Source organism: Janthinobacterium sp. GW823-FHT01H08, from assembly GCF_058797855.1.
The window spans coordinates 2,558,220-2,582,544 of record NZ_CM179504.1; the positions used below are offsets into that span (position 1 = coordinate 2,558,220).

At 62.9% G+C, this 24,325-nt stretch carries 20 protein-coding genes; 8 read left to right on the plus strand and 12 right to left on the minus strand.

The annotated features are described in order from the left end of the window. Positions 1–8 precede the first annotated feature (8 nt). The 11 genes from AC3RCG_RS11470 to AC3RCG_RS11520 form a co-directional block, all read right to left on the minus strand. Positions 9–1,295 (minus strand): O-acetylhomoserine aminocarboxypropyltransferase/cysteine synthase family protein, encoded by a 1,287-nt coding sequence (locus AC3RCG_RS11470; protein WP_409026688.1) that lies wholly within the window; start codon positions 1,293–1,295, stop codon positions 9–11. Between the two features lie 103 nt (positions 1,296–1,398). Next, positions 1,399–2,310 (minus strand): carbohydrate kinase family protein, encoded by a 912-nt coding sequence (locus AC3RCG_RS11475; protein ID WP_492403977.1) that lies wholly within the window; start codon positions 2,308–2,310, stop codon positions 1,399–1,401. After that, positions 2,307–3,941: an alpha-amylase family glycosyl hydrolase gene (locus AC3RCG_RS11480; RefSeq protein WP_492403975.1), complete on the minus strand. Its 1,635-nt coding sequence runs from the start codon at positions 3,939–3,941 to the stop codon at positions 2,307–2,309. The genes AC3RCG_RS11475 and AC3RCG_RS11480 overlap by 4 nt, the downstream gene beginning before the upstream one ends. Before the next feature lie 2 nt (positions 3,942–3,943). Continuing rightward, entirely contained in the window at positions 3,944–4,834 is an 891-nt protein-coding gene (malG, locus tag AC3RCG_RS11485; protein ID WP_070218276.1) for a maltose ABC transporter permease MalG, read from the minus strand. A 9-nt stretch (positions 4,835–4,843) separates the two neighbouring features. Beyond that, positions 4,844–6,355 carry a maltose ABC transporter permease MalF gene (gene malF / locus AC3RCG_RS11490; RefSeq protein WP_492403972.1) on the minus strand — a complete coding sequence of 504 codons (1,512 nt, stop codon included), beginning with the start codon at positions 6,353–6,355 and terminating at the stop codon, positions 4,844–4,846. Positions 6,356–6,502: 147 nt separating this feature from the next. After that, entirely contained in the window at positions 6,503–7,723 is a 1,221-nt protein-coding gene (gene malE / locus AC3RCG_RS11495) for a maltose/maltodextrin ABC transporter substrate-binding protein MalE (RefSeq protein WP_070218275.1), read from the minus strand. Between the two features lie 110 nt (positions 7,724–7,833). After that, entirely contained in the window at positions 7,834–8,919 is a 1,086-nt protein-coding gene (locus tag AC3RCG_RS11500) for an ABC transporter ATP-binding protein (RefSeq protein ID WP_070218274.1), read from the minus strand. Between the two features lie 84 nt (positions 8,920–9,003). Continuing rightward, complete coding sequence (locus tag AC3RCG_RS11505) at positions 9,004–10,641, minus strand: alpha-amylase family glycosyl hydrolase (protein ID WP_492403969.1); 1,638 nt, start codon at positions 10,639–10,641, stop codon at positions 9,004–9,006. Positions 10,642–10,958: 317 nt separating this feature from the next. Further along, positions 10,959–11,972: a substrate-binding domain-containing protein gene (locus tag AC3RCG_RS11510; protein ID WP_070218272.1), complete on the minus strand. Its 1,014-nt coding sequence runs from the start codon at positions 11,970–11,972 to the stop codon at positions 10,959–10,961. 299 nt (positions 11,973–12,271) lie between these two features. Continuing rightward, positions 12,272–13,489, minus strand: a complete 1,218-nt coding sequence (locus AC3RCG_RS11515; protein WP_070218271.1) for a maltoporin — start codon at positions 13,487–13,489, stop codon at positions 12,272–12,274. Between the two features lie 220 nt (positions 13,490–13,709). Beyond that, complete coding sequence (locus AC3RCG_RS11520; protein ID WP_492403967.1) at positions 13,710–15,269, minus strand: MFS transporter; 1,560 nt, start codon at positions 15,267–15,269, stop codon at positions 13,710–13,712. Between the two features lie 107 nt (positions 15,270–15,376). Here AC3RCG_RS11520 and AC3RCG_RS11525 point away from each other — a divergent pair, with 107 nt between their 5' ends. The 3 genes from AC3RCG_RS11525 to AC3RCG_RS11535 all read left to right on the plus strand — a co-directional run bounded on the left by AC3RCG_RS11525 (position 15,377) and on the right by AC3RCG_RS11535 (position 19,470). After that, positions 15,377–16,303 carry a LysR family transcriptional regulator gene (locus tag AC3RCG_RS11525; RefSeq protein ID WP_070289741.1) on the plus strand — a complete coding sequence of 309 codons (927 nt, stop codon included), beginning with the start codon at positions 15,377–15,379 and terminating at the stop codon, positions 16,301–16,303. A gap of 312 nt (positions 16,304–16,615) precedes the next feature. Further along, positions 16,616–17,737 (plus strand): patatin-like phospholipase family protein, encoded by a 1,122-nt coding sequence (locus AC3RCG_RS11530; RefSeq protein ID WP_492403964.1) that lies wholly within the window; start codon positions 16,616–16,618, stop codon positions 17,735–17,737. Between the two features lie 92 nt (positions 17,738–17,829). Continuing rightward, the gene (locus AC3RCG_RS11535) at positions 17,830–19,470 is read left to right on the plus strand and encodes a methyl-accepting chemotaxis protein (RefSeq protein WP_070311955.1); all 1,641 of its coding nucleotides are present in this window, start codon (positions 17,830–17,832) and stop codon (positions 19,468–19,470) included. 91 nt (positions 19,471–19,561) lie between these two features. Here the strand turns inward: AC3RCG_RS11535 and AC3RCG_RS11540 are convergent, their stop codons facing one another. Further along, the gene (locus AC3RCG_RS11540) at positions 19,562–19,930 is read right to left on the minus strand and encodes a hypothetical protein (RefSeq protein ID WP_070289735.1); all 369 of its coding nucleotides are present in this window, start codon (positions 19,928–19,930) and stop codon (positions 19,562–19,564) included. A 350-nt stretch (positions 19,931–20,280) separates the two neighbouring features. Between AC3RCG_RS11540 and AC3RCG_RS11545 the strand changes: the two genes are divergently transcribed. The 5 genes from AC3RCG_RS11545 to AC3RCG_RS11565 all read left to right on the plus strand — a co-directional run bounded on the left by AC3RCG_RS11545 (position 20,281) and on the right by AC3RCG_RS11565 (position 24,320). Beyond that, complete coding sequence (locus tag AC3RCG_RS11545) at positions 20,281–20,547, plus strand: hypothetical protein (RefSeq protein WP_162995614.1); 267 nt, start codon at positions 20,281–20,283, stop codon at positions 20,545–20,547. Between the two features lie 607 nt (positions 20,548–21,154). Next, a complete protein-coding gene (locus AC3RCG_RS11550; protein WP_492404031.1) occupies positions 21,155–21,925 on the plus strand; it encodes a creatininase family protein in 771 nt (256 codons plus the stop codon). Positions 21,926–21,982: 57 nt separating this feature from the next. Further along, positions 21,983–23,260 carry a YncE family protein gene (locus tag AC3RCG_RS11555; RefSeq protein ID WP_070218263.1) on the plus strand — a complete coding sequence of 426 codons (1,278 nt, stop codon included), beginning with the start codon at positions 21,983–21,985 and terminating at the stop codon, positions 23,258–23,260. A gap of 11 nt (positions 23,261–23,271) precedes the next feature. Then, a complete protein-coding gene (locus tag AC3RCG_RS11560; RefSeq protein ID WP_492403961.1) occupies positions 23,272–23,877 on the plus strand; it encodes a pyridoxamine 5'-phosphate oxidase family protein in 606 nt (201 codons plus the stop codon). 71 nt (positions 23,878–23,948) lie between these two features. Beyond that, entirely contained in the window at positions 23,949–24,320 is a 372-nt protein-coding gene (locus AC3RCG_RS11565) for a VOC family protein (RefSeq protein ID WP_205602343.1), read from the plus strand. The last annotated feature ends 5 nt before the right edge of the window (positions 24,321–24,325 follow it).

Consider the following 24,325-nt stretch of genomic DNA (forward strand, 5'->3'; position numbering starts at 1 on the left):
AAAAAGCCTTACGCCGCGTTCAAGGCCTGTTCCAGGTCTTCGCGCAAGTCGTCGATATGCTCGATGCCGACGGACAGGCGCAGCATGTCTTCGGACACGCCCGCCTTGGCCAGTTCCTCGGGATTGAGCTGGCGGTGCGTGGTCGATGCCGGATGGGTGGCCAGCGACTTGGCGTCGCCGATGTTGACCAGGCGCGTGAACAGCTGCAGGGCGTCGAGCACGCGGGCGCCGGCAGCGCGCGGATCTTCTCCGGCGGCCAGTTTCAGGCCGAAGGACAGGATGCCCGAGGCGCGGCCGTGCATGTATTTTTTCACCAGCGCGTGGTCCGGGTGGTCTTCCAGGCCCGCGTAATTGACCCACGCGACTTTCGGATGCTGCTTCAGGTGCTTGGCCAGGGCCAGCGTATTGTCGCAGATGCGGTCCATGCGCAGGGCCAGCGTCTCGATGCCCTGGATCAGCTGGAAGGCGGAGAGCGGCGAAATGGCCGCGCCCATGTTGCGCAGCGGGACGACGCGCGCGCGGCCGATGAAGGCGGCGGGGCCGAACGCTTCCGTGTAGACGACGCCGTGGTAGGACACGTCCGGCTCGTTCAGGCGCTTGAAGCGCTGCTTGTGCTCGGCCCACGGAAATTTGCCGCTGTCGACGATGGCGCCGCCCACGGTGGTGCCGTGGCCGCCCAGGTATTTGGTCAGCGAATGGACGACGATGTCGGCGCCATGCTCGATGGGGCGGAACAGATAGGGGCTCGGTACCGTGTTATCGACGATTAGCGGGATGCCGTGCGCATGCGCGATTTCGGCCAGTTTCGCCACGTCCGTCACGTTGCCCAGCGGGTTGCCGATCGATTCGCAGAAGATGGCCTTGGTGCGCGCGTCGATCAGGGCGGCGAAGGTCTCGGGCTGGCGCGCGTCGGCGAAGCGCACTTCGATGCCGATCTGCGGCAGGGTGTGGGCAAACAGGTTGTAGGTGCCGCCATACAGCTGGCTGGCGGAGATGAAATTGTCGCCCGCTTCGGCGATGGTCTGGATCGCGTAGGTGATCGCCGCCATGCCCGATGCGACGGCCAGCGCGGCCACGCCGCCTTCCAGCGCCGCGACCCGCTTTTCCAGCACGTCCTGCGTGGGGTTCATGATGCGCGTGTAGATGTTCCCGGCGACCTTGAGGTCGAACAGGTCGGCGCCATGCTGGGCATTGTCGAAGGCGTAGGCCACCGTCTGGTAGATGGGGACGGCGGCGGCCTTGGTGGTCGGGTCGGGGGTGTAGCCGGCGTGCACGGCCAGGGTTTCGATTCTCATGTGGTCTCCGGTTGCTATGGTATGCGTTGGTGAAGCGTTTGAAATTCGCAGCCATTGTGCCATGCGTCCGTTATCCCGTTGCTACGCTTGATAGAATATTAAGTCATAAGCTAGTGCTGTCTTGATATAAGTCATCCAGCTCTGCCTGGCCGATGAACCGTTCATGCGTGCCATGCTGGGCGCAGGCAAACGCGCCGCCGATGGCGCCGCGGCGCATGGCGTCCTCCAGCGGCAGTCCTGCCAGCCAGGCGTGCAGGAAGGCGGCGACGAACGAGTCGCCGGCGCCATTCGTGTCCACCACGGGCAGCTTCAATCCCGCCGTCGGAGTGTGGCGCACGGACGCGCTGCCCCGTTCCAGCAGGAAGGCGCCGTGCGCGCCGGCCATGGCGATCACGGCCTGCGCGCGGCCTTGCGAAATAATTTCGCGCATGACGTCGTCCCGACGTTCGCCCAGCGCCGCCGTGCTGAGAAACACCAGGTCGGCGCGCAGGGCAAAGACCTTGTGGTGCGGGTTGACGCCATCCCAGTCGTGCAGATCGGTCGACACCGTCGTGCCGCACGCTTGCGCGTCGTCAAATAGTGCGGCCACCCAGCCCATGATGGAAAAGTGCGCGTGGCGCGCCGGTCCCAGGTAGGGAAGATAGAAAGCGGCCGGCATGCGCAGGTCTTCCGGGTGGCGGCCGTCGTACAGCGACAGCCGGCGCCCCTGCGGGTCGACCAGGTTGACGCTGCGCCGCGTGCCCGACGGTTCGACTAGGTGTGAAAAATCGAGCCTGGTCTCTTTATAGCGCTGCAGGATGGCCGCGCCTTGCGCATCGTCGCCGATGAAGTCGATGAACTTGCAGCGCAGGCCCAGCGCGTGGCAACCGAGCGCCACGCCATTGCCCGTGTGCGCCACGTAGTCGCGGATGGGGGGCACGTGCAGCGAATCGGCCACGGGCAATTGCAGGTCGGGGACGCGCACGATCGTGTCGATGCCGGCGCCGCCAACTACTAAAATGTCATAGGTACTCATGGTGCAGCCTTTTCTAACAGGACGGTGCCGGCCGCGTTCACCGCGACGGCGCCATTTTTTACCAGGTAGGTTTGATTTGTATAAGCGTCGCGCAGCTTGGCGCCATCGGCGAACACGCCGTGTACCTTCAGTGAGAGCGCGCCTTGCGCTTCGGGCACGGCGATGACGGCGCCACCATCGATCACGCGGGCGAAGGCATACGGTTTTTCATCGATCAGGCGATGCTCGCCGCGCGCCAGCGCGGGGTGGCGCAGCCGGAACTGGCCCAGCTTGCGCGCATGCGCGAGGGTGGCTGCATCGAGCGAGCCCCAGTTCATGTCGGAGCGCGTGGCCTGCTGTTCGTCGCCGACGGGCGCCGCGCCGGGCTGGCGCGCGCTTTCATCGCCATAGAACAGCTGCACGCCGCCCGGCGCCAGCAGCAGGGCGGACAAGCCGTGCTTCAATTGATCGCGCGGGAACAGGCTGGTGTCGTGCGAGGAGATGTACGACAGGATGTCGTAGCGTGGCCCTTTCGCCAGCAAGCCCGCGTACTGGCGGTACACGCCGTCGATGCTTTTCCAGTCGCCGCCCGCGCGGTGTTGAAAGTCGAAATTGATCATCGAGTCGAAGCCGGCATCAAACCAGCTGCTGCGCTCGGGGCCATGGCCCCACGCTTCGCCCGTCATCCAGAATGGCGCATCGTCGATCTTCTGTTCGGGATGGCGCGTCTTCCAGTCGGCCAGGGCCTCGGTGGCGGCCGCGCGCAGGGCCAGCCAGCTGGCCGGCTCCACGTGCTTGACGGTGTCGGCCCTGAAACCGTCGACGCCGAATTCGCGCACCCAATCGGCCAGCCAGTGCACCAGATAACCGCGCACCGTGGTGCCGGGCAGGGCCACGGCACGCGTGTCCGTCTTGCGCTGCAAAATCGGCGGCAAACCCACGGCCTTGCCGCTTTCCGTGCGGAAGTCGGGCAGGTAGGCCAGCTGCATCGTGTAATCGTCCTTGCCGCCATCGGAATAGCCGGGCAGGCCGGCGCGTACCCAGTCCGGCCCCCACCATTGCTTGAATTCGAAGTTGTTGTAGTCGATGAAGCTGTGATAGTCGCGCAGCGCAGCCTTGTCATGGCCAGCCCACAGCACGGGCACCTTGTATTCGGCCAGGGTGCGCAAGTCCGCATAGCCGGGGTGGTTCAGCACCACGTCGAACAGCACGCGGATGCCTTGCGCGTGCGCCGTGGCGATCATCTCGCGCAATTCGTCGCGCGTGCCCATGTTGGCGTCCATGGTCGTGTAGTCGAGCGCCCAGTAGCCGTGGTAGGCGTAGTGGCGGAATTGCTGCTTGCCGCCCACCACCCAGCCGTGGATCTGCTCGTACGGCGCCGTGATCCACAGGGCGTTGACGCCCAGTTCCTTGAAATAGCCGGCTTTGAGCTGCTGCGTGATGCCGGCGATGTCGCCGCCGTGAAAGCTGCCCACGTCGCCGCCTTGCGGGTCGGCGGCGCGGCCGTAACTGTGGTCGTTGCCGGGATTGCCGTTGGCGAAACGGTCCGTGACGGCAAAGTAGACGATGGGGTTGTCAGCGAAGCTGAAGCTGCCTGCCTGCGCCGAAGCGCTGAGTAACAGGGCGGCCAGCGTGGTCAGGGAGCGTCGCATGGTCAGCCCTTCACGCCGCCGGCCGTCAGGCCGGAAATCATCCATTTTTGCGCCAGCAGGAATACGGCCGTGATGGGCAGGCCGGACAAAATGGCCGCCGCGGCGAAGTCGCCCCACAGGTATTTTTGCTCGTACAGGAACAGTTTCGAGCCGACGGCCAGGGTCAGGTTGTTCTGCTCATGCAGCAGCACGGACGCGATCGGGTATTCGATGATGGCGCCGATGAAGGACAACAAAAACACCACCATCAGGATGGGCACCGTCATCGGCAGCAGCACGTAGACGAAGGCCTGCCATTGCGTGGCGCCGTCGACCTTGGCCGCTTCCTCGATCTCGACGGGGATGGTTTGATAATAGCCTTTGATGGTCCAGATATGCAGGGCGATGCCGCCCGTGTAGGCCAGCACCAGGCTGCCGTGGTGGTCGATGCCCAGCCACGGCACGTAGCTGCCCAGCACGTCGAAGATGGCGTAGATGGCTACCAGGGCCAGCACGGCGGGGAACATCTGCAGCAGCATCAGCGCGGACAGCGTCTGCGACTTGAAGCGGAACTGCATGCGCGCGAACGCATACGCGCAGGTGGTCGACAGCAGCACGGTGACGGTGGCGCTCATGCTGGCCACCTTGATGGAGTTCCACAGCCACAGCAGCACGGGGAAGTCCGGTTCGACCAGGGCGCCGTTGGGCGCCTGGTAGGACATGCCCAGCGCCAATCGCCAGTGCTCGAAGCTGATCTCGGGCGGGATCAAACTGCCCGAGGCGAAGTTGCCTGGGCGTAATGAAATCGACAAGATCATCAGGAAGGGGAACATCACCAGCGCGATCAGCGCGATCACGGCGACATGGGCCGCCAGGATGCGCCAGCGGTTGGAACGGTCGACAACGATAGCCATTACTGTCCTTTATGCTTTGTTCATGCGCGTCAGGCGCATGTTGACCAGCGAAATCGCGGCCACGAGGAAGAAGATCAGGGTCGAGATGGCGGCGGCCAGGCCAAAGTTCTGGCCGGAATCCTCGAACGCGATGCGGTAGGTGTAGGACACGAGCAAGTCCGTCGTACCGGCCGGTAACGTTGTATCGAGGAAATCGGGACGTCCGCCCGTCAGCAAGCTGATCAGCACGAAATTATTGAAGTTGAAACCCAGGCTGGCCACCATCAGCGGTGTCAGCGGCTTGATGATCAACGGCAGGGTGATCTTGAAGAAATTCGTCAGCGGTCCCGCGCCGGCCAGGGCCGACGCTTCGTACAGGTCCGACGGGATCGCCTTGATCAGGCCCATGCACACGACCATCATGTAGGGGTAGCCGAGCCAGGTGTTGACGATCAGGATCATGGCCTTGGCCAGCGTGGTGTCCGAGAACCAGGCGGGCTTGATGCCGAACAGGGCGTCGAGCACGAGGTTGATTTCGCCGAAGTTGTTGTTGAACAGCCCCTTGAAGACCAGGATGGAGATAAAGCCCGGCACGGCGTAGGGCAGGAACAGCAGGGTGCGGTACAGGCCGCGGAAGCGCAGCGCATCCCAGTTCAAGAGCACGGCCAGCACCATGCCCAGGCCCGTCGTGGTGGCCACGCTGATCAGGGCGAAGACGATGGTCCAGACGAAAATGCGCAGGAAGGGGCCGCGGAACGCTTCATCGGAGAAGATTTTCACGAAGTTGGCAAAGCCCACATTGACCTTGAAGCCCGGTTCCAGTTTGCTGCCGTCCGGCATTTCATAAAAGCCCGTCTTGAAGTTCGGCGTCACGAGTTCGCCCGTGGCGACTTTTTTGAGGGTCTTGTCCGGCAATTGCTTGTAGACATGCGCGACGGGGCCGAATTCGCGCAAGCCCACCATGCGCAGCTCGATCCTGTTCGGCAGGATAAGCGTCAGCAGCTTCAAATCCTTTTGCAGGGCGATGATGTCCTTGATAGGCAGGGCAGGGGCCAGCACGGGCGCCTGCACGGGGTCAGCCGGCGCCACGTCCACGTTCAGCGGGACGGCGCGCTTCAGGGCCAGCGGCGGCGTCAGCAGCACTTCGCCCGTGTCCGGGCTTTCCAGGCGCAAGCGGTATTCCTTGTTGTCGGCATGCACGGTCATGGCATAGCCGGCGCTTTCCACGCGCTGCGTCTCGTCGAGCAGGTATTGCGTGGCCCTGTCATAGGTGAGCAGGTTGCGCGAACTGAAATTGGTAAAGCCGATCGACACCGTGTACACCATCGGCAGCAGCACGAAGACGATGACCGCCGTGATGCCGGGAAACAGGTAACGGTAGGCATAGGCGCGCGGCGACGTGAAGACAAACGTCGTCAGGGTCAGCAAGCCGAGGAAAACGGCGGCCAGCATGGTCTGGCCGGAAATGTACAACATGAAGAGCAGATACAGACCCAGCGCCATGCTGATGGTCAATACCGTAGGGCCGATAAACTTGCGCACGATGGGATACCTGTGAAGATGGATGCTGGATGTCAAGCGTGGTGGCGTAGGTCGGATTAGCGGCTGCGCCGCGTAATCCGACATCAGCCGCCAACAATGTTGTCGGATTACGGCCCTTCGGGCCTAATCCGACCTACCTAAAGCTAATTAATTGGCGGTCGTAATCCGCTTCGCCGCCGCATCCAGGCCATCCTTGGTCGTCTGGCGGCCCTGGGTGATGTTTTCCAGCGCCGATTGCATCGACGACCAGAAGCGGCCCATTTCCGGATTGTTCGGCATCGGGCGGCCCGCTTGGGCGCTTTCCATCGTCGCCTGGATGTTCGGATTGGCTTTCAATTCCGCGAACAGCACTTTATTAGCTGGCGTGCCCAGCGGGACGTCGGCGTTGATGGTTTTCAGGCCATTGAGCTGCAGCATCTGGTTTTCCAGAAATTCCGTCGCCAAGTCCTTGTTCGGACTGGCTTTCGAAATCATCGCACCCAGCACGCCCACGAATGGGGTGGCCGTCTTGCCTGCCACGGTAGGAATCGTTGCCACGCCATAATTGATCTTCGATTTGCGCGCATTGTCCCACGACCATGGGCCGTTGATCATCATGGCGATCTTGCCTTGGTTGAAGCCCGCTTCCATCTCGGCGTAGCCCGCGCCCTTCGGCATGGCGCCGCTGTTGATCAGAGTCATCAGCGCATTCACGCCCGCCTGCGAACCGGCATTGTTCACGCCCGTTTTCGCTGCATCGTAGCGGCCGTCGGACTTGACTTCAAACGGGAAGCCGCCGCCCGCGCCCAGCAAAGGCCACGTGAAATAGGTATTCGTGTAATCCCACAGGATGGCTTTCTTGCCTTGTGCGGAGAGTTTCTTGTCCAGCGCGGCGATTTCCTCGAAGGTTTTTGGCGGGGTCGGCACCAGGTCCTTGTTGTAGACGAGGGCGACGGCTTCGATCGAGATCGGGTAGCCCCAGGTCTTGCCGCCCACGGTAAAGGCATTCCAGGCCAGCGGCAGGATGGCGGCGCGCGCTTCCTTGCTTGGCGTCACTGGTTGCAGCAAGCCTGCGTCGATCCAGCCTCCGATGCGGTCATGCGGCCAGATCCAGATGTCCGGGCCCTTGCCGGCGGCGGCCGCCTGCTGGAATTTGTTCGGCGCATCTTCCGGGTGTTCGACGACGACCTTGACGCCCGTTTTCTTGGTGAATTCTTCGCCGACCTTGGCCAGGCCCTTGTAGCCTTTGTCGCCATTGATCCAGATCAACAGGGTGCCTGCTTCGGCCGCGTTCGCCATGCTGACGGCGGCCAGGTTGCCGATGCCGGCCAGGGCGGCGGCGATCAGGGTGGTTTTGATGAAGCTGCGTTTCGGGTGCGTGAAGGACATGTCAATCTCCAGTATCTTTTTTTATGCTAAGTTTATGTTGAGTATCAAGGCTGAAACGATGCAACCAGGCCAGGCGGCGCCTGTAGCGCCTGGCCCCTAAAGCGGATAGATCAGGTGCGGGTCTGGCCGTGCTCGTCGAACACGTGGACGCGGGCGGGCGCCACCTGCAGCGATACGGACTGGCCAATCGCCCAGTCCGTATCCGCATCGGCGCGCACCACCAGCGGCTCGTCGCCGCCCGGGACGTGCACATACAGATAGCTGATGTCGCCCAGTTTTTCCACCGCCTGCACGGTGGCCGTGATGGCGGCAGCGGCACCGGGCGCGCATGCCTGCACGTGCTCGGGGCGCGCGCCGACGGTGACGGGCATACCGCTGGCCAGCGGCTGCGTCAACGCCGCCTGCAGCATGCCGCCCGCGTTGGTGGCGATGGTGGCCACGCCGTCGATATAGCTGTGGATCTTGCCTTTGAGGAAGTTCATGCGGGGCGAACCGAGGAAGCCGGCCACGAACAGGTTGGCGGGATGGTGGTACAGCTCGAGCGGTGCGCCCACCTGTTCGATGCGTCCCGCGTTGAGCACGACGATGCGGTCGGCCAGGGTCATCGCCTCGACCTGGTCATGCGTGACGTAAATCATGGTCGAGCGCAATTCGCGGTGCAGATTCGCCAGTTCGATGCGCATCTGCACGCGCAAGGAGGCGTCCAGGTTGGACAGCGGCTCGTCGAACAGGAAGACGTCGGGTTTGCGCACGATGGCGCGGCCGATGGCCACGCGCTGGCGCTGGCCGCCCGACAGGTCTTTCGGCTTGCGTTCGAGCAAAGGTTCGATGCGCAGGATTTGCGCGGCGCGCTGCACGGCGTCGGCAATTTGTACCTTGCTCATGCCGGCCAGTTTCAGGCCGAAGGCCATGTTCTGTGCCACGCTCATGTGCGGGTACAGGGCGTAGCTCTGGAACACCATGGCGATGCCGCGCTTGGCGGGCGGCACGTCGTTCATGCGCGTCTTGCCGATGAATAAGTCGCCGCCGCTGATTTCTTCCAGGCCGCAGATGCTGCGCAGCAAGGTCGATTTGCCGCAACCCGACGGGCCCACGAAGACCATGAATTCGCCATCGGCGATCTCCAGGTCGATGCCGTGCAGGGTTTGCACGTCGCCATATGCCTTCTTCAGGCCTGTTAACTTCAGTCCAGCCATGTCGTCCTCGTTCTCTCAATTTGGCCCCGCTGATGCGCGGGGCTCGTTATTGTAATTGGCGGCATGGCCGCCAATGCCTGCGATTTACGCCAGGGTACCGAACCAGCCGCCATGCGGGGGCAGGCTGATCTGCTGGCCATCTTTACTGCCTGGCAAGCCGTGACCGGCCAGGCCGGCTGCTGGCGCCGCGTCAGGCCAAGTGAAGGTGACCGCCTCCGTGCCCAGGTTGAAGGCGGCCAGCACGGACGGCTGTCCCGGCAAGTCGCGGCGCACGGCCAGCACGGGTTCCGGCGCATCGAAGAAGACGATGTCGCCGCGCAGCAACTGCGGCAAGGTACGGCGCCAGGCGAGGATATTTTGCGCAAAGCGCAGCGGCGAGCCGGCATCGTTTTCTTCCACATCGACGGCGCGCGCCAGGTGTTCGGGCGGCACGGGCAGCCAGGGTTTTGCCGAACTGAAGCCGCCATGCGGCGCATCGGCCACCCATGGCATCGGCGTGCGGCAGCCGTCGCGGCCCTTGAACTGGGGCCAGAACGGGATGCCGTACGGGTCTTGCAGCGCTTCGAAAGGAATGTCCGCTTCCGTCAGGGCCAGCTCGTCGCCCTGGTACAGGCAGGGCGTGCCTTTCAAGGCCGCCTGCACGGCCAGCACCACCTTGGCCAGCGACGGCGACGGGTTCTGGCCGCCCCAGCGCGTCATGACGCGCACGCTGTCGTGGTTGCCCACGGACCAGGAAGCCCAGCCGTCGGCCACTTGCGCCTCGAATTCTTCCACCTGCTTGCGGATATGCGCGGCGGAAAACTCGGCCGTCAGCAGGTTGAAACTGTAAGCCATGTGCAGCTTGTCCGCGCCCGTGTAGGCGGCCATCGTGGCCAGCGCATTGTCGTCGCCCACTTCGCCGATGGAAATGGCCTGGTATTCATCAAGGATGGCGCGCACGCGCTGCAGGTAGGCGATGTTTTCCGGCTGCGTCTTGTCGTACATGTGCGCCTGCATGCCGTACGGGTTGATGGCCGACACGCTGCTCGCATCGCGCTGCGCGGCGGGCGGATTGTCGCGCAGCAACTGGTCGTGGTAGGGGAAATTGCAGGAATCGAAGCGGAAACCGTCGACGCCGCGCTCGAGCCAGAAACGCAGATTGTCCAGCTGCGCTTGCTGCACGGCCGGGTTGTGGAAGTTCAGGTCGGGCTGGCTGACGAGAAAATCGTGCAGGTAGTACTGGCCGCGGCGCGGCTCCCATTGCCAGGCGGAACCGCCGAACACGGACAGCCAGTTGTTCGGCGGCGTGCCGTCCGGTTTCTGGTCGGCCCACACATACCAGTCGGCCTTGGGATTGTCGCGGCTGGAGCGGCTTTCCACGAACCACGGGTGGACGTCGGACGAGTGCGACAGCACTTGGTCGATCATCACTTTCAGGCCCAGTTCATGGGCGCGCGCCACCAGGCGGTCGAAATCGGCCAGGGTGCCGAACATGGGATCGACGTCGCAGAAGTCGGCCACGTCGTAGCCGAAGTCCTTCATCGGCGATGTGAAGAAGGGCGAGATCCAGACGATGTCGGCGCCCAGGGCGGCGATGTAATCGAGCTTGGAGGTAATGCCGGGCAAGTCGCCGATGCCGTCGCCATTGCTGTCGAGGAAGCTGCGTGGATAGACCTGGTAGATGACGGCGCTGCGCCACCAGTCGGCGGGCAGGTGGGCGAGATTGTTCTGAATGGTCGGCATGAATGATTTCTTAAAAGTGCCTGTAGCCGTGGCTATCAGGGCGGCGCTGCTGGTTGGTAGGCGAACGTCTTATTTTAAAATTCAAAGCGCTTTGGGTATGAAATGAGTATAGTTCAAAGCGCTTTGAAAAGTAAAGCGATACACGCGCCAGACATGCGATTTTTTTATGAGGGTGATTCAGGAGGGCAAAACAGAGCGGAAGAGGGCGTTTTACGAAACCCCAAGCGGAGGCTGGGGTCGGACCCTGAGGGGGAATGCGTCCAATGGGATGCATTCCAATGCAGTGTCCGACCCCTGTAGTTTGCTCTAGGGGTAAATCAGGCGTGGATTACCGGCCCCGCCGATTCCCCCGGCAACAGTTCGCATGGCCACAGTTCCTGCAGGTCGGTGACGGGCGTGCCGTCCATCAGGGCCAGCAGCATGTGGATCATCTTCGCGCCGGCGCCGCGCGGGTCGGGCTGGACGACGGTGGTGACGTTGTGGCCGGCCAGGGAATCTTCCATCACGCCCCAGACGATCAGCGACATTTCGCGCCCGATGGCGATGCCCGCGTCGAGCAGGGCGCGCACGGCGCCCACGCCCGACATGTGGTTGTCGACGATGACGGCGGTGGGGCGCGGCGAGCGGGCCAGAAGGCGCTGCATGGCCTGGTAGCCGGCGCGGCGGTCGTGCGCATTGTCGACCAGGTTGTCGGGATCGACGGCCAGGCCGCCCGCCTGCATGGCGTGCTGGAAACTCTCGACGCGCTGGCGCACGAAGTTCAGGTCCGGCGTGGCGCTGATCAGGCCGATGCGCTGGTGGCCCAGCTGCGCCAGGCGCTCGACGGCCAGGCGCATGCCCGCTTCGTTGTCGTAGTCGAACCACGCATGCGGCTGGTTCAGCTGCGTGCGGCCATGCGCGACGAACGGCATGCCCTGCTGCGCCAAGTAGGCGATGCGCTCGTCGAACGGTTTCGTGCGCCCGACGATCAAGCCATCGATGCGGCGGCCCTTGACCATGCGTTCATACGTGTGGAATTCGTTGGTGGCCGAGGCGGGCGCGATCATCATGTCCATCTGCTGCGCTTCCAGCGCTTCGGACATGCCGCCGACGATGTCGATGAACATGGGGTCGGCCAGGTCGTTCGGCATCAGCGGGTAGATGATGCCGACGATGTTCGTGCGCCCCACGGCCAGGCTGCGCGCCATGGGATTGGGGCGGTAGCCGGCCGCCTGCGCGGCGGCCAGCACCCGCTCGCGCGTGCGTTCGCTCACTTCCGGATAGCCATTCAAGGCGCGGCTGACGGTGGTTTCGGATATTCCTAGCGTTCTGGCGAGATTTTTGAGGTTCATGAATGCTGCGTATGGGGTGGGTCGGGAGCGATGCGGTGCGATGAAGGGTAGTTTATCTGATAAATGCCGGAATGATCAGGGGTATGACCTGCGGCGGCGGCGCCCAAAAAAATACGCGGGCAAACCCAGGGGCGCCCGCGCTAAAAGAGGATACTGCTGAATCACTACATTGAAGCTGCCGGCCATCGCGTGCAGCGGCGAAATGGTGGGTCCGGTTACTGCCTGCCCCGAAATGCGGGCGGTGTTGCTGCCACCGGCAAGCGTCCGGGGACGCTTGCCGACGTTCTAGATGCCGGCGATTACCACCAGCTTTCCACCTGGAAGCCCATCGAGCTGCCATTGGTCTTGCCACCGAACACGCCCGTCGACGACAGCGCCGATTCCGCCGCGGCGGCCGACTGGGCTGCCTTGTTCCATTTGGCGTAGGTGTAGAAGGCGCGCAGCACGGGGCGCGACCAGAAGCTGTTGCCGGCCGACAGTTGCGGCGCGAAGGTCAGCTTGGTCAGGTTGCGGCTTTCGCCGCCTTCCGGCTTGACGATGTCGTGGCCCAGTTCCACGGCCAGGCTGTAGTTGTCCGTGAAGTGGTAGACGGGGCGCGCGCCGATCGACGTCCACTTGCTGCTCACGCCTGCCGTTTCCTTGTCTTCGTAGACGAAGGTACCCATGCCCGACCAGGAACCTTTGGGCTGGATCATGATTTGTTCCGTCAGGCGCACGACCTTGTCATCCTTGCTGGCGCCCAGGCTGAAGCCGCCCGTGTTGGCCGCGCTGCCTTTGCCGTACTGCAGTGCCACCTTGTTGAAGCCGCCCAGCAGATTGCCTTGCGTATGCATGATGGTCAGCAAGTGGCCGCTGGCGATGGGGGCCGCGCCTTGCGCGTTGCGTTTCTGGTTGAACTGCAGGCCCAAGGTCAGTTCGCCGTCCGGGTTGACCTTGATGCCGGAAAAGCGCAAGTCGTGGGACAGGCCCATGCGCTTGCTGTCGCCGTCGTCGGCCGTGCGCACGATGGCGTAGGCCAGCTTGGCCGCGCCCAGGTCGATGTTTTCCAGGCCGGCGCCAGGGCCGCTGTTATTCCAGAAGTAGTAATCGGTGATGTGCACGTCCTGGCGGTCGTAGTAGCGCTTGCCGACCCAGGCGCGCGCTTCGGCGAAGGCGCCCGTGCCGATCTTGTCGGCCACCACGTTCATTTCGCGCCACGACGGGTCCGATTGTTCCCAGTCCTGGTTCTGGTTCACGGAGAACGCCACCAGGGTATTGATGCGGAAGGTGGTGCCGTTCGCTGCCTTGAAGGCTTCGCCGCCGAATTTCAGCTCGCCGTAGGTTTCGCACTCATTGCCCAGACGATATTTGGACGAGGCGCCGGCCAGGCCGAAACACGCTTCCTTGCCGCCTTCGCTGCTGGTGCCGATGCCCGAGCGGATGTAACCGCCGAAGTCGATCGGCAGGGCCGCCTGGGCCGACGCGCTCAAGGCCATGAGCACTGCCGCTGGCAACGCTTTCAAGAAAAATTTGTTCATTGTGTCTCCAGTGTTTTTATAGGTGTGGGATCGGTGCGCATCACTTTGCACAACCAAAGCGCTTTAACTATGCCTCAAAGCGCTTTGAGTATAGTTCAAAGCGCTTTGATAAGTAAACCCGTTTTGTTCTTGGCGTCGTTCGGAAACTTTGTGGGTGTTGCGGAGAAACATCAAAGGCGGGCGACGGCGCGTGGGCGCCGTCGTGTATGGCAGGAGGAGATCAGGAGGGAGTGTCGCAGGCGGGCAGGGTGGTCGAGTCCGTTGCGGCAAGGGCAGGATGCCGCAGGAAGACCAGAATCAGCAGGGCCGAGGTCGTCGTAATGCTGGCCAGCACATACAGCAAGTGGCGGAAGGCCGTGCCGTACGCTTGCGCCAGTTCGGCGGCGCCAGCCTGCGGCAGCAGGGTGGCCGCATGGCGCAGCTCGCCCAGCGCCAGGAAGGAGCCCGCGTGCGCCGCCTGTTCCGCGCCGATGCCGGCAAGGTCGGCGTGGCCCAGCGCCGCGACAGTAAACGTGCCCAGCAGCGCGCTGACGATGGCCAGCGCCAGGCCTTCGCCCGCCACCCTCGTCGTATTGAAGATGCCGGCCGCCATGCCGGCCCGTTCGACGGGCACGACGCTGATGGCCAGACCATCCATCAAGCCCCAGGGCAGGCTGATGCCGCAACCGATCAGCAGCAGCGGCCCGATCAAGGTAGTGGGCGACTGGCCCGGCGCACACGTCGACAGCCACAGCAAGCCGCCCGCCGCCAGCAGCAGGCCGCTGGCGCAAATGTGCGCGGCGGCAAGGCGCTGCGCCGCCAGGCCGGCCAGGACCGGCAGCACCAGCATGGGCGCGGACAGGGCGATCATCATGCGTCCCGCCTCCAGCGCGCTGTAGCCTTCGATGCCGATGAAGCGGGCCGGCAGCAATACGAGCAGCACGACGAAGGAAAACGCGGGCGCGGCGGCCAGCAATTGCACGCCGGCAAAGGCGGGCAGGCGGAACAGGGTCAAGTCCAGCATGGGCCGCGCGGCGCGCCGCTCCACGCGGATGAACGCAGCCAGCAGCAAGGCCGCGCCACCGAGCAGCGCCAGGCTGGCGGCGCTGGCCCAGCCTTTGTGCGGCGCCTGCAGCAAACCATAGGTAAACAGGGACAGCGCGCCCGTAAACGTCAGGGCGCCGGGCCAATCGACGCCTTGCGCCTGCGGGTCGCGCGATTCGCGCATGGCGCGCGCGGCGGCCAGCAGGGCGGCCAGGCCGGCCACGGCCGTGACGATGAAGATGGCGCGCCAGCCCGTGTGCGTGATCAAGGTGCCGGCCAGGAAGGGGCCGAAGGCCAGGCCCGTGCCGAAGGCCGTGCCGATCAGGCTGAAGGCGCGCGCGCGGGCCGGGCCGTCGAATTCCTGCGCCAGGGCCGCCAGTCCGCTCGACAGGGCCATGGCGCAGCCCAGGCCCTGGACGGCGCGCAGCACGTCGAGCCACAGGATGGCGGGCGCGGCCGCCAAGGCCAGCGCGGCGGCGGAAAACACAGCCATGCCCAGCAAGAACACGCGCTTGCGGCCATAACGGTCGGCCAGCGCGCCGGCCACCATCAGGCAGCCGCCAAAGCTGAGCATGAAGGCATTCGTGATCCAGGCCAGCGCCAGCGGCGTGCCGCGCAGCTCGGCGGCGATGGCGGGAATGGCGATGGCCGGTCCCGTAAAACTGAGCGGCATGCACAGCGCAGCGAGGCAGACGGCGGCCAGCACGAAGGCGCGCCGGGACGCGGAGGCAGGCTGCATGCGGTGATTCGTATCCATGGGAATGATTCCAGAAAGAGGGAATCCGATGATAATATGGATGCAATCCATGAAAAAGTGGCTGAAAATCCACTCATAACGGACAAATATTCCCTAATTGAGGTCGCATGGATAATTTGAACGGCATAGCCGCCTTCGTGCGCGCGGCGGAAACTTCCAGTTATGTGGCGGCCGGGCGGCTGCTCGGCGTGTCGGCTTCGGCCGTGGGCAAGAGCGTGGCGCGGCTGGAAGAAAAGCTGGGCGTGCGCCTGCTCAACCGCAGCACGCGGCGCATCAGCCTGAGCAACGAGGGCGCGCTGTTTTACGAGCGCTGCCAGCGCATCCTGGCCGACCTGGGCGATGCCGAGGCGGAACTGTCGCACCTGGCCGAGGCGCCGCGCGGCAAGCTGCGCGTCAGCCTGCCCGTGATCGGCTACCGCATCATCCTGCCCCTGCTGGCGGACTTTACGCGCAAGTACCCGGAGATCGAACTGGACCTCGATTTCAACGACCGCCTGGTCGACGTGGTGGCCGAAGGCGTCGACGTGGCCGTGCGCAGCGGAACGCTCACCGATTCGCGGCTGATGGCGCGCGAACTGGGGCCGTTTGCCTTTGCCATCGTCGGTTCTCCCGCGTACTTCGCCCGCCATGGCGTGCCGGCCACGCCGCGTGCGCTGGAAGGGCACGCCTGCGTGCGCTATAAATTCCCCACCACGGGCAAGTTGCAGGAATGGGCGCTGCAGCGCGCCGAGGGCGACAGCGGCGGCGAGCTGCGCTTGCCGACCGCATTGACCTGCAACAATATCGAAGCCTTGATCGGTGCCGCCACGCAGGGCGTGGGCCTCGCCTATTTACCCGACTTTATCGTGCGCGACGCCATCGCACGCGGTGAACTGCAAGCCGTGCTGGCCGACAGCTTGCTGTACTCGAGCAAGTTCTGGGTGCTGTGGCCGTCGAGCCGCCACCTGTCGCCCAAAATCCGTGTCTTTGTTGACCATCTGTGTACCCACCTGCATTTTTCCGCGTCCCCTCCCGACCCTGCATCTATCGCCTGATACCCCTGGCCCCCGCGCTGGCGGCGGGTTGGGGAATATTCCTACCCCAAAGCGATTAATCCTAATCCGCTAAATTTATATTTGCTGCGCCGCATCAAGCAATGCCGCACAGCATCAGCTTATGCCCTTCCTGAATATCAGTCATACGTTATTGAAATTGCCATAAGGAATTTATTTATGTTAATTTCATATCTGTTTCTGCAACATTGCATCGCTTCGGCGGTTGCCGGGACATGTGCAGGATTAGGCGCCATAAGCGTGTAGTAACCAACAATTAAGGGGTGACTGCCCCGTTCCGTTCAGGGAGTGTGCATGAAGACAGTGATGACGACGCCGCCGGATCCGGCGCCAGCCGCGACCGCGAAACCGGCCCGCAAAACGGGTTTGCTGCTGGGTGGCGGTGCACCAAATTCCACCCTGATCGCCGGCGCGCTGGCCGCTTTCCTCGATGAGGGCATCGAGTTCGACGTCATTTCCGCGTCCGGCGCGGGAGTGCTGATGGGTTTGCTTTACACGACGCCGCACGAGGCCACGCCGCGCCAGGCCTTGCAAAGCTGGGCCGACACGGGCGTGGCCGACAGCATCTACAAGATGATCCCGATCAACTACAAGGTATTCCAGAAGCCGGGCATGCACGCGAGCACCTTCCGCGACGCTTTCCAGCCGCCGGCCAACAATCCTTTTTTTCAGGCGTTCCAGCAAACGTTTGCGGGCGTGCCCACGGCCTGGTCGGACTGGGGCAAGCTGATGGTGTCGTCGCTGTCGCCATCGGACCTGTCCGCGAAAAGCCTGGGCCTGTGCGCGCATTTGCCCTTCCTGGAAAAAGCCGTCGACTTCGCGGGCGTGGCGCGCATGCGCCCCGATTTCTACATCAATGCCTACAACCTCAGCGAGCACCGCATGCAAATCTGGGGCAAGCACGAGATCGAACCCATCCACGTGCGCGCCGCGCTGTCGTTTCCCTTCCTGTATGCGCCGACGACCATCGACGGCGACGACTACATCGAAGGCGCGGCCCTCGACACGCTCAATTTCGACCCGTTTATCGAAGGCAAGGGCGAGCACCATGACGCCGACACCCTGGTCATCCTCGACATCCTCGGCGACGAGCGCCTGTTGCGCAAGCCGCGCAACCTGTACGACGCCTGGGTGCGCTCCATCATCACGCCGCTGGTGAAAATTTCCAAGAGCGAGCTGCGCCTGTTTGAGCTCGAGCACAACACGGATGCGCGCACGGGCCAGCCCAAGCGGCGTCTGCTGAAGCTCGACTTGATGGGCGGCATCCCGGAACAGCACTGGCCCGACACCCTGGACTGGTCCAGCTCGAACATGCAGCTGCTGTTCGACGTGGGCCACAAGGCGGGCCTGGCGTTTTGCCGCCAGCACGGCGACTTGCTGCGCCGCACGCCTGACGCAGCCCCGCTGGCGGCCTAAGCCCGCGCCGCCTGCAGCCGGTCCTGGCCACCTGATCGGCAGCTACTCATCCCGCCTGGCCTTGCCAGGCCACCTTTTTACTGTGAAACACCATGAATATCACCAAGCAACTCATTCTGACCCTCACCATCGCCTTGCTGGCCCTGCTATTGCTGGGCGCCGGCGGCGCCATCCAGCTGCAGCGCGCCCAGGAACGTTTCGACACCGTGCAAAACCGCATCATTCCCAGCATCCAGGGCTTGAATGCGGCCAAGGGTTTCCTGGCCGATTCGCGCCTGGCCGGCTATCGCCTGTCCGTGTTCTCGAATCTGGCCGACAAGACGGCGCTGGACAAGGCCGTGGCCGACGCCAACACGAATTTCGACAAGGTCATCGCCACCTACCGCGCCGAGCGCCTGTACGATGCGACGGACAGCAAGATGCTCGACGCCGACCAGGCCGCCATGGAAGCGTACCGCCGCGCGCTCGTGCCATTCTTTGCCGCCGCCTACGCGGGCGACATGGATGGCGTGCGCGCCACCTTGCTGGCCGGCACGCCGCTGGCCATCACGGCCGCCGCCGCGAAAAAGAGCATGGATGACCATATCGCCTACAACAACAAGCTGGTCGACGATGTCAAAGCGGAAAGCCTGGCCGCCTACGACACGGCGTTCAACACCATGCTGGCCGTGCTGGGCGTAGCCGTGCTGCTGACGGGCGCGCTGGCCTGGCATATCTACCGCACCATCAGTGGCGGCCTGGGCAATATCGAACATACGCTGGAGCGGGTCAGCGCCTCGCTGGACCTGTCCGCGGCCATGCCCGTCGAGCGCATGGATGAAGTGGGCCGCACGGCCACCGCCTTCAACAAGTTTCTGGAGCGTATCGTCGGCGTGATCGCCACCGTGCGCGCCTCGGCCGATACGGTCAGCGTGGCGGCCGCGCAGATTTCCGCCGGCAATGCGGACTTGTCCGTGCGCACGGAGCAGCAGGCGTCGTCGCTGGAAGAAACGGCCTCCAGCCTGGAAGAGCTGACCTCGGCCGTGCGCCAGAATACGGACAATGCGCGCCAGGCGAACTCGCTGGCCGTGTCCGCCTCGGACGTGGCCCGCAAGGGCGGCGCCGTGGTGGCGCAAGTGGTCGGTACGATGGGCTCGATCAATGAATCGGCGAAGAAGATCGCCGACATTATCGGCGTGATCGACGGCATTGCCTTCCAAACCAATATTTTGGCGCTGAATGCGGCCGTCGAGGCGGCCCGCGCGGGCGAGCAGGGCCGTGGCTTCGCCGTGGTGGCAACGGAAGTGCGCAACCTGGCGCAGCGTTCGGCAGCGGCCGCCAAGGAAATCAAGGGCTTGATCGAGGATTCCGTGGATAAAGTCAACACGGGCAGCGCGCTGGTCGACCAGGCGGGCGCGACAATGGAAGAAATCGTCGCCAGCATCCGCCGCGTGACGGACATCATGGGCGACATCGCCAACGCCAGCCACGAGCAAAGCGCCGGCATCGAGCAAGTGAACCAGGCCATTTCGCAAATGGACCAGGTCACCCAGCAAAACGCGGCCCTGGTGGAAGAGGCGGCCGCCGCCGCATCCTCGCTGCAGGACCGCGCCGTCGAACTGGTCGATGTGGTGGCCGTATTCCGCCTGCGCGGCGATGCCAAGGAAAAATCATTGAAGGTGGCGGGCGGCTTGCCGGCTCCCGCAACGGCCCCGCGCCGCGCTGCGCAACCGGCGCGCCGCATGCTGGGATGAACTCGGGCATGCCGTATGTCAAAGCAGGTGCTGGAAGGCTTCCACACCTGCTTTGACGCATCGACGCCATATTCCCAAGTAAACGTTTTTTCTATTTATTAATCAATAATATAAATGGGATTTTGAAAAAGCTGGAAATGGCCTCGCCAAACGGTTTGGAGGGAAATTCAACGATGTTCCTCCCTGTTTTTTGACGAATCTGGTTCGCCAAATCGTGAATATCGCTGGCCTCATTTCCATGCAGGCGTCTGCCGTTTACTCCCCCCATCATGCCCGCAGAATGGATGGTTTCGAGGTCGTCTATATATGCCTGTCGTTGGACGTTGTTCATGTAGAGCGTCTGCTTATAGATTGATGACTTTGCAGCTTGTTCGTTTTCCGCATCCCAATCGAAGTCAACAAAGGCCAGAGCGGAGCAGAAGGTCAGATAAATAAGGAAAGCAGTTGATATTCTTTTCATTGAGAGGATGGTTTTAATCAGATTCAATCTGAAGATAAGGAAGGAATGCCATCAACGATAGCAAATTTTCCACATGGAAACATCACACATTGTCACATTCGCGTAAGCGCCAGGGTGCAAGCTTGGGTTATTCAAGCTGATGTGGAAATAAATATGGTGCCATGCCAAAGTTTCAGATATCGGTATCGCATTACGGTTGGCGGACCATTTTTTGAAAAACAGCTAACAGGCATGTTATATTATATAAGTTGCCTCTTGGAAATTTTATCCTCGGCCACGTTATATCAATTAACCACTTTTCTTTTCGGCCGCCGATGACCTGCCCAGTGTGTAATGCCCAAAATTCAGCCATGAGTGCACGTTGCCTCGAATGTGGAACCATCCTTATACAGGAAGCAATTGCCCGTCCTGAAGCGTTGCAACAAACCGTGGACAATCTGGATCGGCGCATGTACATCGGCTACGGCGGCTTGGCAGGTTTCGTCGTTGGCATGGGCAGTTGGATGGTTATTTCTCAGGATGAGGCAGAGGTCAAAGGCTGGCTTTTGATCTCGGTCATGACGGGCGCCGCACTGGGCCGTTTTATTGCATGGCGCAGGCGCAATACGCTTGAGTAAATTCGAGCGAACTACCTGCGGCTGTTCTTGACGGGTAGCGGCGATGTCGTGAAACGTAATAAGCAAACGTAATAAGCAAACGTAAGAAGCAAACGGCTTGTCGGCAATTTCTAAGTAATCCTCGGGAAATTAGTGTGAATTTATGACGAACAGAACCGGATGCTATGCAAGGCGCTCGCTGCGACGCAGTGCGGGCACTGCTAGCAGTGAGCAACGCTGCAGAGCGCCGGTTATGGCAGTCAGAAATCACAATAATTTATTGGGGGTTACTTAGCGCGTCGGCATGGCCTTCCTGATCAGACACGGCGTTCGCTGTTCATGCGGACGACGCTGCGCCATTCGCTGCCCCAAGTCAATTCCTCGCAAACTGCCGCGTCAAATTAACGTGCCCTTCCTGTCATGATGGAATACAATTCCTGCGTGGCAGCCAGCTTGCCTGGCAAGGCCGGGCACGGCGCCTTTGACCTCGGAAAGATGTTGGCTTATGACTCTGCAGTTCCCCCAGCGAACGGCGCCGTGTGCGCCATCCACGCTCCGTATTTCACGCAAGCCCCTCGTTTCCCTGTTCGTCCTGACGTTGTCGGCTCTGCTGGGCACGGCGCCCGTCATGGCTGCCGCTCCTGCCGGTAGCAGCGTCATGCTGGAAGAACTGACCAGCACGGAGTTGCGCAGCCGTATCGACCACGGTGCCACCACGGTGCTGGTGCCGATCGGCGGCGTCGAGCAGAGCGGGCCGTATATCGCGCTGGGCAAGCACAATGTGCGCGCCGGCTTGCTGGCGCGCCAGATCGCACAGCAGCTGGGTAACACCATCGTCGCCCCCGTCGTGTCCTACGTGCCGGAAGGCGCGATTTCGCCGCCGGCCGGCCACATGCGCTTTGCCGGCACGATTTCGATACCGCCGGCCGCCTTCGAAGCCGTGCTGGAAGGCGCCGCCGCCAGCCTGCGCCAGCATGGCTTCCGCGACATCATTTTCCTCGGCGATCACGGTGGTTACCAGAAGAACGAGCAAAACGTGGCGAATAAACTCAACCGCGCCTGGGGCAAGACACCTGCGGGCAAGGAAGCGCGCGCCTACGCCTTGCTCGATTACTATGACATCACGCAATCGGCCTATATTGCCGAACTGCAGAAGCGCGGCCACAGCAGCGCCGAGATCGGCCTGCATGCGGGCTTGGCGGACGCGGCCTTGATGCTGGCGACGGACCCGTCGCTCGTGCGCAGCGAGGCCATGGCGCACGGACCGAAGCCCGGCGTAGCGGACGGCGTGCGCGGCGACGCGACGCGGGCAACAAAGGAGCTGGGCCAGATCGGTATCAAGCTGCAGGTGGACACCTCGGTGGCCGCCATCAAGCAATTGCTGCAACGAAATAAGTAAATCTTCCGCTGGAAGTGCTGAACTTCCGGCTTTTGCAACGAAACGACGCGAAAAAACATGAAAAAATCTCAACGACGCACCATCGTCACCTTGTCCGCCCTGGCTGCCGCACTGGCCGGCCTGGGCGTGGCCAGCCAGGTCATCGGCGCCAGCACGCCGGCCCCGGCCGCTGTCGCCGCGGCGCCGGCGGCCGCCTATTCGCCGCTGCCGGGCATGCCGCCGCTGGTGGACCCGAAAAACGTGTATGGCAGCATCGCCAGCAGCAATATGAGCCCCGTCGTCAAGGATCACTTGCGCCGGGTCTATGTGCCGAACCTGCGCTCGAACGACGTCTACGTGATCGACCAGGACAGCCTGAAAGTGGTCGACAAGTTCAAGGTCGGCAGCGGCCCGCAGCACGTCGTGCCGTCGTGGGACTTGCGCACCCTGTGGGTGGCGAACAATGCCGAGCGCACGGACAAGGGCAGCCTGACGCCGGTCGACCCCTTGACGGGCAAGCCGGGCAAGGAAGTGCCCGTCGATGATCCCTACAATATGTATTTCACGCCGGACGGCAAGTCGGCCATCGTCGTGGCCGAAGCGCGCCACCGCCTCGATTTCCGCGATCCGAAAACCATGGCGGTGCAGTATTCGATCGATACGCCCCAGTGCGGCGGCATCAACCATGCGGATTTCTCGAACGATGGCCGCTACGCCATGTTCACCTGCGAATTCGACGGCACCATCGCCAAGATCGACCTGGTGGGCCGCAAGGTCGACGGTTACCTGAAATTGCAGATGCCGGCCAAGCGCTTTGCCGAGTCCGGCCCCGTGGGCGGCCCCGCGAATGAAATCTGCAGCGTCAAGAAGGGCATGCCGCAAGACATACGCATCTCGCCGGACGGCAAGAAATTCTTTATCGCCGACATGGACGCCGACGGCGTGCACATCGTCGATGGCGCCACCCTGAAGGAAATCGGCTTCATCCAGACGGGCGTGGGTGCGCACGGCCTGTACCCGAGCCGCGATGGTAAAAAGCTGTACGTGGCCAACCGCGGCACGCACCGCATCCACGGCAAGCCGAAGGGCAAGGGCAGCGTCAGCGTGATCGATTTCGCCACGGAAAAAGTCGTGTCGAACTGGCCGATTCCCGGCGGCGGCAGCCCCGACATGGGCAATGTGAGCGCCGACGGCAAGTATCTGTGGCTGTCCGGCCGTTTTGACGACGTGGTGTACCGCATCGATACGAACAGCGGCGACGTGTCCAAAGTGAAAGTCGGCCAGGAACCGCACGGTCTGACCGTCTGGCCGCAGCCGGGCCGCTATTCGCTGGGCCATACGGGCAATCTGCGCTAAGCGGGGGGCGCATGGAAATCGATTCGCTGGAGCAACTGCGCGCGCATTATCCGCCCGCGCAGGGGCGGGCGCTGAGCAAGCAGCTCGACCACCTCGACCCGCATTGCGTCGCCTTCATCGGGCTGTCGCCGTTCGCCGTGCTGGCCACGGGCGGGGCTGGCGGCCAGCTCGACGCCTCGCCACGGGGCGGCGCGCCCGGTTTCGTGCATGTGCTCGATGCCCATACCCTGCTGCTGCCCGATGCCAAGGGCAATAACCGCCTCGACAGTTTCAGCAATATTGCCGAGACGGGCAAGGCGGGACTGCTGTTCATGATTCCCGGCGTCGATGAAACCTTGCGCGTGAATGGCGAGGCCAGCCTCAGCGACGATGCGGCGCTGCTGGCGTATTTTGCCGGCGAGCGCAACCCGCCGCGCCTGGTCATGCGCCTGCGCGTGGCCGAAGCTTATCTGCACTGCGCCAAGGCCCTGATGCGTGCTTTCCTATGGGATAGCACGGCCCAGGTAGAACGCTCCGTCTTGCCGACGATGGGCCGGATGATCGGGGACCAGACGGGAAGTATTGGCCCGCTGGAAACACAGGAGCAGATGCTTGCCCGCTACGCGCAGGATCTGTAGCTTTGCTTGCTTAAAAGGCAATGCTGGCGCATACTGCGCTTCCTTTCCCACTACCTGCAAGGAGCGCCATCATGATTCTTGATCACATCGGTTTGACTGTCAGCGATGCACAGGCCAGCAAGGCTTTCTTTTCCGCCGCTCTGGCGCCCCTGGGCGTCTCGGTGGTGATGGAAGAGCAGGGCTGGGTTGGCATGGGTAAAGATGGCAAGCCCGATTTCTGGTTCGGCGTGGGCGGCGCGGCGCATGCCGGCATGCATCTCGCCTTCGCGGCGGACAACCGCGCCCAGGTGGACGCGTTCTACAAGGCCGCGCTGGAAGCGGGCGGCAAGGACAATGGCGCGCCCGGCATCCGCGCCATCTATCACCCGAATTACTATGGCGCTTTCGTGCTGGGGCCCGATGGCCACAATGTCGAAGCCGTCTGCCACCGTCCCGAGCCTTGATGCCG